Below are 12,842 nucleotides of genomic sequence, written 5' to 3' on the forward strand. Positions count from 1 at the left end.
CACGCAAGATCCGCACCGCAGAACCCGGCGGACCCTGCGCGCGGTCGGTGACCCCGCGATGCCTGAGGCGATCCGGCAGCACCCCCAACCACCTCAATGTGCCCCAGGCCGATGGGATCGACAGCGTCCGGGGTCAGTCGACGCGCTCGAACCGCTCGAACACCAGGCCCACGGGGCGGATCGGCGCGCCCGGCTGGTCGGGGCGGTTCACGTCCGTCAGCGCCATCCGGTACTCTCCGGGTTCCAGCACCACCGGCCCCAGCCGGGCGTCCACGCTGCCGTCCCGGTCGTCGGCCTGCGCCACGACAGCCCCGTCCCGCGAAAACAGCGCCAGCTTGGCATCGACGCCGACCAGTTCGCCATAGGCGCTGACAATCAGCGCGGTCTCTCGGTCCAGGGTGAAGGTCAGCCATTGCGCGGTGCCGTCCTGCAGGACGACCGTCTCGCGGTCGGCGGCCAGGTCGATGGCCTGCATCGGATAGTCGCCATCCGTGGGCGGTGCCAGCTCGCCCTTGCGCCAGGCGGTGCGCAGATAGCTGTCGCGGTCCAGCGCCTCGACGCTGACGGTGATCGTGCCCTCGCCCGAGGAGATCGGCGCGACACCTAGGCAATAGTCGCCTCCGGCCAGACCGCTTGGGAAATCGAGGCGCGCGTTCAACCCGTCGGCATCGTCGTTGGCGGCGATCTGCGTGCCCGACCCGTCGAACAGGATCATGTTCGGGTCCAGCCCGTCGCTGACCGCGCGCAGGGTCACGGAGACGCTGCCGTCCAGCGCGAATCGCAGATAGCGGACAGTGCCGTCCGTCTGCGCCTCAACGGGCAGGGCGGCGTTCAGCGGCCCCTGGCCCAGGGTCTCGGCAGGCGTTTCAGGGGTGCAGGCGGCGATGGTCGTGTCCACGGGATCGACCAGCAGGGCGGGCATGTCGGGACGCGTCAGCTGGACGGTCGCGGTCATGTCCGGGTCCCCGACGGGGATCAGCCGCACGCAATAGTCGCCCGGTCCGACGGACTGTTCGATCCGCGAATTCAGCCCGACGGCATCGTCATTCTCGGCCAGCAGGTCGCCGTCGGGGGTTTCCAGCCTGATCGACGGGTCGCCGTCCGACATCGCCTCCAGCCGCAGGGGCTGCATGTCGCCCGTCACCCGGAACATCGCATAGGGGTTGGTGCCGGCGGTCGTGGTCATCTGCCGCGACAGCGCGGCCCCCGCCACGGTGATGTCGCTGGCATCGGGATCGTCGCCCAGCCAGGTGGCGGGCTGACCGGAACACTGCGGCTGGGCCGGGGCGTCCTGCGCCTGCGCAGGCAGGGCTGCCAGCAGCAGGAGGGGCAGGGGGGCAAGACGGGACATGAGACTCATGATGACACCTTCGGTTTGCTTCGCGCTACAGTTGCACCCTGCGCAGGGCCCGGCAAGCGTGGTGACGGGCCGGGGATTCGGGGAAATCCGCTGATCCGGCTTGACCCAGGACGCACGGCACGGTTCAAGGCGGCAAAGTCCCCGCGCGGGCCGACCCGGAAGGCAGACGCCATGAAGTTCACCCTCTCCTGGCTCAAGGAGCATCTCGACACCACCGCGACCATCGACCAGATCGCCGAAGCGCTGACCGATCTTGGCCTGGAGGTCGAGGAGATCGCGGACCCTGCCGCCAAGCTGGGGACCTTTACCCTGGCGCGGATCGATCATGCCGAACAGCATCCCGATGCCGACCGCCTGCGCGTCTGCCGGGTGATGACGGACGAGGGCGAAAAGCAGATCGTCTGCGGCGCGCCCAATGCGCGGGCGGGCATCACGGTCGTGCTGGCCAAGCCCGGCGATTATGTCCCCGGCATCGACACGACGCTTGGCGTGGGCAAGATCCGCGGCGTCGAAAGCCACGGCATGATGGCCAGCGAACGCGAGCTGGAGCTGTCCGAAGAGCATGACGGCATCATCGAGCTGCCGTCCGGCGAGGTCGGTCAGCGCTTCGTCGACTGGCTGGCGCAGAACGCGCCGGACAAGATCGACCCGATGATCCACATCAAGATCACGCCGAACCGCCCCGACGCCCTGGGCGTCCACGGCGTCGCCCGCGACCTGGCGGCGCGCGGCCTGGGCACGTTGAAGGCCGTGACGGTCGATGCGGTGCCCGGCGCCTTTCCCTGCCCGGTGGGGGTGAGCATCGACGCGGGCGTGGCCGCCAAGGCGCCGTTTTTTGCCGGCCGCGTGGTGCGGGGCGTGACGAACGGCCCGTCGCCCGCCTGGCTGCAGAAGCGCCTGCGCGCGATCGGCCTGCGTCCGATCAATGCGCTGGTGGACATCACCAACTTCTTCACCTTCGACCTGAACCGGCCGCTGCATGTCTTCGACGCGGCCAAGGTCGCGGGCGACCTGACGCTGCGCGCCGCGCGCGCGGGCGAGGAACTGGTGGCGCTGGACGAAAAGACCTATGTCCTGCCCGAAGGCGCGGTGGTGATCTGCGACGACAACGGCATCGAGAGCATCGCGGGCATCATGGGCGGCGCGGCATCGGGAGCGTCCGAGGAGACGCGCGACGTCTTCATCGAGGCCGCCTATTTCGATCCGATCAGCACCGCCGCCACCGGCCGCGCGCTGAAGATCAACAGCGATGCCCGCTATCGCTTCGAGCGCGGCATCGACCCGGCCTTCACCCTGCCGGGGCTGGAACTGGCCACGCGCATGGTGCTGGACCTCTGCGGCGGCGAGGCCTCCGAGGTGGTCACCGCCGGCGCGCTGCCCGACACGGGTCGCGCCTATCGCCTGGACCCCGCGCGCACCAGCCGCCTGGTCGGCATGGATATCGACGAGGCCGATCAGCGTGCCACGCTGGAGGCCCTGGGGTTCCGGCTTGAGGGTGAGATGGCGCATGTCCCCAGCTGGCGTCCCGACGTGCTGGGCGAGGCCGACTTGGTCGAGGAGATCGCCCGCATCGCCAGCCTGACCAAGCTGCAGGGCAAGCCCCTGCCGCGCGCGCAGGCGGGCGTGCCGCAGCCCGTGCTGACCCCCCTGCAGGTGCGCGAGAAGACGGCGCGGCGCATGGCGGCGGCTTTGGGCTACAACGAATGCGTGACTTACAGCTTCATCGACCAGGGGTCGGCGGCGCTGTTCGGAGGCGGGGACGATGCGGTGCGCGTCGAGAACCCGATCAGCAGCGAGATGAGCCATCTGCGCCCCGACCTGCTGCCGGGCCTGCTGCAGGCCGCGGCGCGCAACCAGGCGCGCGGCTTCGCCGATCTGGCGCTGTTCGAGCTGGGTCCGGTCTTTTCGGGCGGAGAGCCGGGCGAGCAGGCGGTCCGCATCAGCGGGCTGCTGGTCGGCCAGACCGCGCCGCGCGATCCCTTCGGCAGCCGCCGCAAGGTGGACCTCTATGACGCCAAGGCCGATGCCGAGGCGATCCTGAACGCCATCGGCGCGCCTGCGCGTGCGCAGATCAACCGCAAGCTGGACGGATGGTGGCATCCGGGGCGTGCGGGCAACATCGCGCTCGGGCCGAACGTGCTGGCAACCTTCGGCGAGATCCACCCCAAGGTCCTGCGCCAGATGGACGTCAAGGGGCCGGCCGTGGGCTTCACGATCCAGCTGGCCGCGGTGCCCTTCCCCAAGGTCAAGACGCCCACGCGCCCCGCGCTGGAACTGTCCGAACTGCAGGCCGTCGATCGCGATTTCGCCTTCGTCGTGGATGCGGGGGTCGAGGCGCTGACCCTGGTCAACGCCGCCGCCGGGGCCGACAAGGCGCTGATCGCGGGCGTGTCGGTCTTTGACCAGTTCCAGGGGCTGGAGGGCGGCCAGAAGTCGCTGGCCATCACCGTGCGCCTGCAGCCGCGCGACAAGACCCTGACCGATGCCGACATCGAGGCGGTCAGCCGCAAGATCGTCGAGAAGGTCGAAAAGGCAACGGGCGGCCGCCTGCGCGCCTGATCCGCCCGGTCACGGACATGAAAAGACCCCGCCCGGTGGTCCGGGCGGGGTCTTTTCATGCGGGCCGTCTGGCGCGTCTCAGAAGATCAGCGACAGGATGCCGATCACGACCAGCAGGCCGATGATGAAGATGATGCCGGCGGCGCCGCCGATGAACTTGAGCATGTCGGTCTCCTGTTTGTTACGCAGGACAACCGGAAAGGCGCGCTGTTGTTCCCCGGTACGGACCGCGCGGTGAAGGAAAACCGGATGATCATGCGGGAAAACGGTGAGAGGCTGGACAACGACCCATGCGGGACTCGTTACGGCTGCTTCCTTCCGGACCTGACCGATTTGGCGAGGCGCTTGCCCGCGCCAACCTCTCGGGCGCACAGATAGGATGGTCGCGCGGCGGATGCAAGCCCATGCGCACGGCTTACAGCGACAGGCGCATCACCGCGAAACCGTCCTCGTTCAGTCCCACGCCCTGCAGCCGGTCTGGTTCGGGCAGGGGACGGTCCAGCGCGGCGGGCGCGGTCTCGAACAGGACGGTGGTGCCGGGCTGGGGCGCGAAGGCCCAGTTGGGCCGGGCCGGAATGCGGACCCGCCGCAGCTGTCGGACATAGCGGCGCAGAACGTCCAAGGTCAGCGCGTCGCGGTCCAGGATCACCCGGTTGCACGAGACCAGCGGACTGAACAGCCCGCAGCTTGCCAGCCGATACGAGTTCGTGGCCAGCACGAAGGCCTGGTCGTCCGCGACGGGCCGGGTCTGCCAGGTCAGGTCGCGGATGCGGTGGGCATTCGGGTCGGCAAGCCGCCCGTCGGGGTGAAACCGCGCCGGGGCGGACAGGTCGATCCGCCAGCTGACCCCGTCGATGACGTCGAAGTTGTAGGCCGGAAACTCGGGGTTCAGCAGCGGCGCGTCGCGCGTGCCGGGTTGGACGCGGTGAAACAGGCTGGCGGAACGTTCCAGCCATCCCCGCAGCTGCGCGCCCGTCAGGCGGATGGCGGTGATCCGGTTCGGAAAGGAGTAGAGGTCGGCCAGGTGCCGCAGGCTCAGCGTGCCCGCCGGGACGTCGGTGTAATGCTGCGGCCCGCCCCGCCCCCCGGCCCGATAGGGCGCCGAGGCCGACAGCACCGGCAGGTCCGCATCCGGCGTGCCCGCCAGCCGCTGCCGGACATGCCAGCGCTGTGCGAGGTTCACCAGGCGCAGGCCGCAATCATGGCCGATCACCGCGAAATGGCTGTTCAGGGGTTGCGCCGTGCGGCCGATGCGCGTGGACAGCTGCCGCAGCGTGGCCTTGTGCGCGGTCGCCACCTGGCGCGCCACCAGCACCGCGGTCGGCATCGCCGGCGTGACCGATTCGGCGCGCACGGCAAAGCGGTCGACCGCCAGCCCGCCATCCGCCCGCGGGGCAAAGCGCAGGTCGATCACCCCCAGATGCGATCCGCCAAAGCCGGGCATGACCGCGGGCTTGCCCGCCAGCGTTCCCCGATCGGCGTCGATGCCGGGGCGGCCGCGCCAGCGGGGGCCGGGAAAGACCTCGTGCGTGTGGCCGGCGATCAGCACGTCGATGCCGGGCAGGGCGGCCAGCGCATGGGCGGCATGCTCCATCCGGGGCAGGGGCTCGGGGCCGCCGATGCCGCTGTGGGCCAGCGCCACGACCAGATCGACCCCCTGGGCACGCAGCCGCGGCACCAGGCGGCGGGCACAGTCCAGGATGTCGTCGCTGCGCATGACTGCGCGCAGGTCCTGGTCCCACTCCTCCGTTTGGGGCGGCAGAAAGCCGATCACGCCGATGCGCAGCGGCAGGCGGTTGCCCTGCGGGTCGGTCAACTCACGCTCGATCACGCAGGTGGCGGCGAAATCGGCGCCGCGGCGCACGGTCAGGTTCCCGGCCAGCATCGGAAAGCGCGCCCGTGCCACGGCGCGCCGCAGGAAGGGCAGGCCGAAATTGAAATCGTGGTTCCCCAACGCCGCCGCGTCATAGCCAAGCGCGTTCATCGCCGCGATGGCCGGGTGGGTGCCGGCGAAGGGTCCGCTGCGCCGCGCGACTAGGTCGCCCATCGGACCGCCCTGCAGAAAATCGCCGTTGTCCAAGAGGATGCTGGCATGCGGCCCGGTCCGCCGCGCCTCGATCAGCGATGCGGTGCGCGCCAGCCCGATCCGGTCCGACGGACGATCCGCCAGGTAATCGTAAGGCAGCAGGTGCATGTGCAGGTCGCTGGTGGCCAGGATGCGCAGCGTCATGCCGTCCGGGGGCGGATCATCCGCGGCCGTTGCGGGCATTTGCATCGTCTTCCTGTCAAACATGTGATCGCCCGACGCCGCGTTGCGCATGCCGTCATGTCCTTTCCGGGCACGGACGACATACCGATACCATGCTTACTGTATACAATTCGAACCACACAACCAAAGATTGAAGAACGCACGCTTTATCAGGTCATTGTGGCACAGAATTTCACAAATCCGAAACGTTGCGATGAATTCGGGCGCGCCTCGGTTTTCGGGTGCCATGATCGCGGTTTGGTAATCCCCCGGTTGAACCTGCCGCGCGATCCGGATTATCTGCCAAGGGAGGGGTCGGCGGTCCTGGCCGCCCCGGATGGGTCATTGGGTCGTTTCAGATGAAGTTCTCCACGCGGATCGACACCGACCTTCCCGCGGAACGCCTGTTCGAGGTGGTCGGGAATTTCGACGCGCTGGAACGGATGGTGATCGGCCGCGGCGCAACCGTAGCGCGCATCGATCCGTCGAACGAACCGGGGATCGGCATGGGCTGGAACATCGGTTTCGACTGGCGGGGCAAGGCGCGGCAGCTGCGGCTGGCCGTCACGCGGTTCGACCGCCCCGAACAGATGATGATGGCCGGTCATTCCGATGCGCTGGATCTGACGGTGGTGGCCACCGTCGTCGCGCTGAGCCGCGTCAAGTCGCGCCTGATCTTCGAGACCGAGGTCCGCCCACGCAATATGAAGGCCCGGCTGATGCTGCAGACCGCCAAGCTGGGCAAGGCGCAGCTTGATCGCCGCTATCAGCGCCGGATCGAGGATTTCGTCCACCAGATGCGCAACTTTGCCCGCTAGGCGGGATCAGTCCGCCATGCTTGCCTGTCGCTGCGTCTCGCGCAGCGGATCGGCCGGATAGACGCCCAGGATGTCCAGGCTGGAGGTGAAGTAGCGCAGCTCGTCCAGCGCGCGGGCGACGTTCGCGTCTTCGGGGTGACCCTCGATGTCGGCATAGAACTGGGTCGCGGTGAACACGCCGTCGACCATGTAGCTTTCCAGCTTGGTCATGTTCACGCCGTTCGTCGCGAACCCGCCCATCGCCTTGTAGAGCGCTGCCGGGATGTTGCGGACCCGGAAGACAAAGCTGGTCAGCATCCGCTCGGCGCGCCGGCTGTCGTCGGCCTGGCGCGACATGATCAGGAACCGCGTCGTGTTGTTCTGCCGGTCCTCGATCCGGTCGGCCAGGCGGTCCAGACCATAGATCTCGCCCGCCAGGGGCGCGGCCAGCGCGGCCAGCGACGGATTGCCGCGCGCGGCGACCTCCTTGGCGGAACCGGCCGTGTCGGCCCCGGTGATCGCGTGGATGGCGTTCCGGCGCAGGAACCCGCGGCACTGGCCCAGCAGGACGGTGTGGCTCATCGCCTCGCGGACCTGATCCAGGGTCGTTCCGGGCACGGCCAGCAGGCTGATATGGACGCGCACGAAGGCCTCGTCGATGATGCGCAGGCCGGATTCGGGCAGCAGGTGATGGATGTCGGCCACCCGGCCATAGGTCGAATTCTCGACCGGCAGCATGGCCAGATCGGCGTCGCCCGCGCGCACGGCCTCGATGACGTCTTCGAAGGTGCGGCAGGGCAGGGCCTCCATTCCCGGGCGCGCGCTGCGGCAGGCCTCGTGGCTGTAGGCACCCGGTTCTCCCTGGAACGCGATGCGATTCGTGGTCATGGCCGGGCCCCCGCTGTTCTAAATTTGAGCGTGCCGGGGTAACTATACCTTGATCCTTGAAAGCGAAAGCGGATACATACCGCACGACCTGACGAGCTTACCAAGGCGGGACCGCACGCGATGTTCAATACGATGACCCTGACCAAGGCAGCCGGCGCCTTCATTGGCGCGCTGCTGTTTTTGATGCTGGCCAATTGGGCGGCCAGCGGCCTGTTCACTGTCGGACATGGCGGCGGTCATCACGGCGACGAGGAAATTGCGCAGGCCTATACCATCCCGGTCCCGGAAACCGTCCCCGCGGGCGAAGAGGAAGCGCCGCTGGACTTTGCCGCGCTGATGGCCTCGGCCGATGCGGCCGCGGGCGAGCGTGAATGGGCCAAGTGCCGGTCGTGCCACGCCCTGGACGGCAGCGACGGCGTCGGCCCTCACCTGAACGGCGTCGTCGGACGCCCGACCGCCAGCATCGACGGGTTCAGCTATTCCAGCGCGATGACCGAACATGCGGCCGAATACCCCACCTGGGATCCCGACCACCTGCAGGCGTTCCTGGAGAACCCGCGCGGCTTCGTCTCGGGCACCGCGATGAGCTTTGCGGGCATCCGCGATCCGCAGGCCCGCGCCAACCTGATCGCCTATCTGGAAACCAATCCCTGATCGGTCCCGCCAGACCGTGCGCCATCCAAAAAACCCCGGCCCGGCGCCGGGGTTTTTTCATGGCCCGCGTTCACGAAATCGCGGCTTGAAGCCCGGCCCCCCGCTGGCCTAGCCTCTCGCTGGTCCAGACCGGAGAGACGACATGCGCCACGCCGCCCGCCTTGCCACGCTGCTTCTTGGGATCGCCGTGGTCCCAGCCTGGGCGCAGGACGCGGCCGGCGATCCGACGGTCATCAAGACGCATGGCATCGCCACCTTTGGCGAGCCCGCACTGCCCGCGGACTTTCCGCATCTGCCCTACGTGAACCCGGACGCGCCCAAGGGCGGCGAGATGTCCCAGCACGGCATCGGCACCTTTGACAGCTACAATCCGTTCACCTTCCGCGGTCGCGCAACCGCGCCCTCCACCATCATGCTGGAGCGTCTGATGGCGCCGGTGCTTGACGACCCGTATTCAGATTATTGCCTGATCTGCGAAACGATCGAGTATCCGAAAAGCCGCGATTGGGTCATCTTCAACCTGCGCCCCGAGGCGCGGTTCAGCGACGGCAGCGCCCTGACGGCGGATGACGTGCTGTTTTCGTTCGAGTTGCTGCGCGACAAGGGCTTTCCGTCCTTCAGCGAGGCGATCAAGCGTCTTGTCGAAAGCGCCGAAGTTCTGGACCCGCACCGTATCAAGTTCACATTCCGCGAGGACGCGCCGCGACGCGACGCTATCGGGCAGATGGGCGCGCAGATCGTCTTTTCGCGGGCTGACTTCGAAGAGAACGCACGTGACATCCAGCAGACCAGCACGACGCCGTTCCTGGGGTCCGGCCCCTATGTCTTCGACAGCGCGGATTTCGGGCGGTCGATCACGATGCGGCGCAACCCGGACTATTGGGGCAAGGACCTGCCCATCAACAAGGGCCGGCACAATTTCGACACCCTGCGGTTCGAGTATTTCGGCGATTTCGACGCTGCCTTCGAGGCGTTCAAGGCCGGCATCTATACGTTCCGGGTCGAGCCGTCCGAACAGCTGTGGTCGACCGGCTATGACTTTCCGGCAGTGGCGGCGGGCGCCGTCATCAAGGAGGAGATCCCCGACGGCGTGATCGCATCGGGCGATGCCTGGGTCTTCAACCTGCGGCGCGACAAGTTCAAGGACATCCGCGTGCGCGAGGCGATCGGGCTGATGTTCAACTTCGAATGGTCGAACCAGGCTTTGTTCTATGGCATGAATACCCGGCTGGACAGCTTCTGGGACAACAGCGACCTGCAGGCCGAAGGGCCGCCCACGCCTGATGAGCTGGCCCTGCTGGAACCCGTCGCGGCCGATCTGCCGCCGGGCATCCTGACCGACGATCCGGTCTCGGCCCCGGTCAGCGGCGAACGCCAGCTGGACCGCGGCAATGCGCGCCGCGCGGCGGCGCTGCTGGACGAGGCGGGCTGGACGACCGGCACGGACGGCATGCGCCGCAACGCCGCAGGCCAGACGCTGCGGGTCGAGTTCCTGGACTTCAACCAGAGCTATGACCGCATCGTGAACCCCTATGTCGAGAACCTGCGTGCGATCGGCGTGGACGCGGTCCTGTCGCGGGTCGACCCGTCGGAACTGACCACCCGCACCCGCAGCCATGATTTCGACATCGTTCGCGACAGCCTGGGCAACGGTTACGGCATCGGCGGTGGTACGGCGCAGGCCTTTGGGTCCGAGCACAGCGACGACGTGTTCAACCCGATGGGCCTGGCCAACCCCGCCATCGACCGCCTGATCGAGATCGGCAGCGCCGCCACGACGGACGCCGAGAACCGCATCGCCATCCGCGCGCTGGACCGGGCGCTGCGCAGCCTGCGCTTCTGGATCCCGCAATGGTACAAGCCGGTGACCACGGTCGCCTATTGGGACGTCTATGACCGCCCCGAGACCCTGCCCGCCCTTGGCCTGGGGGTCACGGACTTCTGGTGGTACGACCAGACCCGCGCGGACGAGCTGCGGGCGGCGGGCCAGCTGCGCTGAGACGGCGATGCGCTTGATTTCCCGGCGCGGATTGCCGACAAGCCCAGATAACGACAAGGCCCCGCCAAGGGGCACGGACCCAACGGGGAAGGGCATGCGCTGATGGGCGCCTACATCTTGCGGCGACTGCTGCTGATCATCCCGACCCTGATCGGGATCATGGTGGTGAACTTTACCCTGACGCAGTTCGTCCCCGGCGGCCCGATCGAACAGATCGCGGCCCAGGTCCGGGGCGAGGGCGACGTGCTGGGCAACCTGGCCGGCGCCACGGCCGACAGCGCCGAACAGCTGGGCGGCGATGCGGGATACGAGGGTGCGCGCGGCCTGCCCCCCGAATTCATCGCCCAGCTTGAAAAGGAGTTCGGCTTCGACAAGCCCCCGGTCGAGCGGTTCTTCTCCATGATGTGGAACTACATCCGCTTCGATTTCGGGACCAGCTGGTTCCGGTCGATCAGCGTGATGGACCTGGTCGTCGAGAAGATGCCGGTCTCGATCACGCTGGGGCTGTGGTCGACGCTGATCGCCTATGTCATCTCGATCCCGCTGGGCATCCGCAAGGCGGTGCGCGACGGATCGCGCTTCGACACCTGGACGTCGGGCGTGATCATCATGGCCTATGCGATCCCGGCCTTCCTGTTCGCGGTCATCCTGATGGTGCTGTTCGCGGGCGGCAGCTACTGGCAGATCTTTCCGCTGCGCGGCCTGACATCGGACAATTTCGCGGACCTGTCGGTCTGGGGCAAGGTCAAGGACTATGCCTGGCACGCGGCCCTGCCGGTGATCGCGGCCACGATCAGCAGCTTTGCGACGCTGACGCTGCTGACCAAGAACAGCTTCCTGGACGAGATCAACAAGCAGTACGTGATGACCGCGCGGGCCAAGGGGCTGACCGAACGCCGCGTCCTGTACGGCCACGTCTTCCGGAACGCGATGCTGATCGTGATCGCGGGCTTTCCGGCGATGTTCCTGGGCGTGTTCTTCGGATCAAGCATCCTGATCGAGACGATCTTCTCGCTGGACGGGCTGGGGCGCCTGGGCTTCGAGGCGGCGGTGCAGCGCGACTATCCGGTGATCTTCGGCACGCTGTATGTCTTCGGCCTGATGAGCCTGGTGGTCGGCATCCTGTCGGACCTGATGTACGTCTTTGTCGATCCGCGCATCGACTTTGAGAAGAGGGCGGGCTGATGGCGATGTCGGAACTGAACCGCCGCCGCTGGCGCAACTTCCGCCGGAACGGACGCGCCTTCTGGTCGCTGGTGATCTTTGCGGTCCTGTTCGTGACCGCGATGTTCGCCGAGATCGTGGCCAACGACAAACCCATCGTCGTCCGCTATCAGGGCGAACTGTACTGGCCCGCCTACAACTTCTATCCCGAGACCGCGTTCGGCGGCGATTTCGGGACCGAGGCGATCTATCGCGACGAGGCGGTGCAATGCCTGATCGTGTCGGGCGGCCGCGAGGAATGCTGGGACGAGCCGGAGGGCTTCATGGCGGCGGTGCGGTCGGGTTCGACCGATGTGCCCAAGGCCGAACAGGGCTGGATGATCTGGCCGCCGATCCCCTATCACTACCGCACCATCAACAACGTGGGCACCGCGCCCTCCGCGCCCGACGGCAACCACCTGCTGGGTACGGACGACACCGCGCGGGACGTTCTGGCGCGGGTGATCTACGGGTTCCGCACGTCGATCCTGTTCACGCTGATCGTGACGGTGGTGGCCTCGACCATCGGCATCACGGCGGGCGCGATCCAGGGCTATTTCGGCGGCCGCACCGACCTGGTGTTCCAGCGCGTGCTGGAGATCTGGGCCTCGACACCCAGCCTTTACGTCATCATCATCCTGTTCGCGATCCTGGGGCGCAGCTTCTGGCTTCTGGTCTTCGTCACCATCCTGTTCGGCTGGCCCGCGCTGGTGGGGGTCGTGCGGGCGGAATTCCTGCGGGCGCGGAACTTTGAATATGTCCGCGCGGCGCGCGCCCTGGGCGTCAGCGACCGCAAGATCATGTTCCGCCACATCCTGCCCAACGCGATGGTCGCTACGCTGACGATGATGCCCTTCGTCGTCACCGGCACGATCAGCGGCCTGGCTGCACTGGACTATCTTGGTTATGGCCTGCCCGCCGGATCGGCATCCTTGGGAGAGATGGCGCTGCAGGCGAAACAGAACCTGCAGGCGCCCTGGCTGGCCTTCACGTCCTTCTTCACCTTCGCGATCATGCTGTCGCTTCTGGTGTTCATCTTCGAGGGCATCCGCGACGCCTTCGACCCCAGAAAGACCTTCCGATGAGCGATCAGCCCGTCCGCCCCGCCCCCGGCGCCCCCGCGGCCGTGGCCGA

The 12,842-nt window shown here is 67.5% G+C and carries 10 protein-coding genes and 1 other RNA gene; 6 read left to right on the plus strand and 5 right to left on the minus strand.

Features of this window, described 5'->3' with window-relative positions; all coding sequences use genetic code 11:
• Window positions 1–133 precede the first annotated feature (133 nt).
• Window positions 134–1,360, minus strand: coding sequence for a hypothetical protein (locus FHD67_RS12535; RefSeq protein ID WP_139598866.1), 1,227 nt, complete (start codon window positions 1,358–1,360; stop codon window positions 134–136).
• Between the two features lie 171 nt (window positions 1,361–1,531).
• Here FHD67_RS12535 and pheT point away from each other — a divergent pair, with 171 nt between their 5' ends.
• Window positions 1,532–3,919: a phenylalanine--tRNA ligase subunit beta gene (pheT, locus tag FHD67_RS12540; RefSeq protein WP_139598867.1), complete on the plus strand. Its 2,388-nt coding sequence runs from the start codon at window positions 1,532–1,534 to the stop codon at window positions 3,917–3,919.
• A 78-nt stretch (window positions 3,920–3,997) separates the two neighbouring features.
• On the opposite strand, the gene FHD67_RS21280 is transcribed toward pheT, so the two are convergent.
• The 3 genes from FHD67_RS21280 to FHD67_RS12555 form a co-directional block, all read right to left on the minus strand.
• The gene (locus FHD67_RS21280; RefSeq protein WP_127899305.1) at window positions 3,998–4,084 is read right to left on the minus strand and encodes a small membrane protein YohP; all 87 of its coding nucleotides are present in this window, start codon (window positions 4,082–4,084) and stop codon (window positions 3,998–4,000) included.
• A 102-nt stretch (window positions 4,085–4,186) separates the two neighbouring features.
• Window positions 4,187–4,283, minus strand: an RNA gene (ffs, locus tag FHD67_RS12550) — signal recognition particle sRNA small type.
• Window positions 4,284–4,334: 51 nt separating this feature from the next.
• Complete coding sequence (locus tag FHD67_RS12555) at window positions 4,335–6,194, minus strand: bifunctional 2',3'-cyclic-nucleotide 2'-phosphodiesterase/3'-nucleotidase (protein ID WP_246071287.1); 1,860 nt, start codon at window positions 6,192–6,194, stop codon at window positions 4,335–4,337.
• Window positions 6,195–6,526: 332 nt separating this feature from the next.
• On the opposite strand from FHD67_RS12555, the gene FHD67_RS12560 reads away from it, so the two are divergent.
• Window positions 6,527–6,985, plus strand: coding sequence for a hypothetical protein (locus tag FHD67_RS12560; RefSeq protein WP_046000145.1), 459 nt, complete (start codon window positions 6,527–6,529; stop codon window positions 6,983–6,985).
• A gap of 6 nt (window positions 6,986–6,991) precedes the next feature.
• Here FHD67_RS12560 and FHD67_RS12565 read toward each other — a convergent pair whose 3' ends face one another.
• Window positions 6,992–7,852: a prephenate dehydratase gene (locus FHD67_RS12565; protein ID WP_045981499.1), complete on the minus strand. Its 861-nt coding sequence runs from the start codon at window positions 7,850–7,852 to the stop codon at window positions 6,992–6,994.
• A gap of 120 nt (window positions 7,853–7,972) precedes the next feature.
• On the opposite strand from FHD67_RS12565, the gene FHD67_RS12570 reads away from it, so the two are divergent.
• The 4 genes from FHD67_RS12570 to FHD67_RS12585 all read left to right on the plus strand — a co-directional run bounded on the left by FHD67_RS12570 (window position 7,973) and on the right by FHD67_RS12585 (window position 12,793).
• Window positions 7,973–8,506 (plus strand): c-type cytochrome, encoded by a 534-nt coding sequence (locus tag FHD67_RS12570; protein WP_046000146.1) that lies wholly within the window; start codon window positions 7,973–7,975, stop codon window positions 8,504–8,506.
• Between the two features lie 142 nt (window positions 8,507–8,648).
• Window positions 8,649–10,505 (plus strand): extracellular solute-binding protein, encoded by a 1,857-nt coding sequence (locus FHD67_RS12575; protein ID WP_139598869.1) that lies wholly within the window; start codon window positions 8,649–8,651, stop codon window positions 10,503–10,505.
• A gap of 102 nt (window positions 10,506–10,607) precedes the next feature.
• Entirely contained in the window at window positions 10,608–11,690 is a 1,083-nt protein-coding gene (locus FHD67_RS12580; protein WP_046000148.1) for a microcin C ABC transporter permease YejB, read from the plus strand.
• Entirely contained in the window at window positions 11,690–12,793 is a 1,104-nt protein-coding gene (locus FHD67_RS12585; protein WP_045981503.1) for an ABC transporter permease, read from the plus strand. The genes FHD67_RS12580 and FHD67_RS12585 overlap by 1 nt, the downstream gene beginning before the upstream one ends.
• The last annotated feature ends 49 nt before the right edge of the window (window positions 12,794–12,842 follow it).

Origin of the sequence: Paracoccus haeundaensis (assembly GCF_006239215.1) — a bacterium.
Lineage (GTDB): Bacteria > Pseudomonadota > Alphaproteobacteria > Rhodobacterales > Rhodobacteraceae > Paracoccus > Paracoccus marcusii.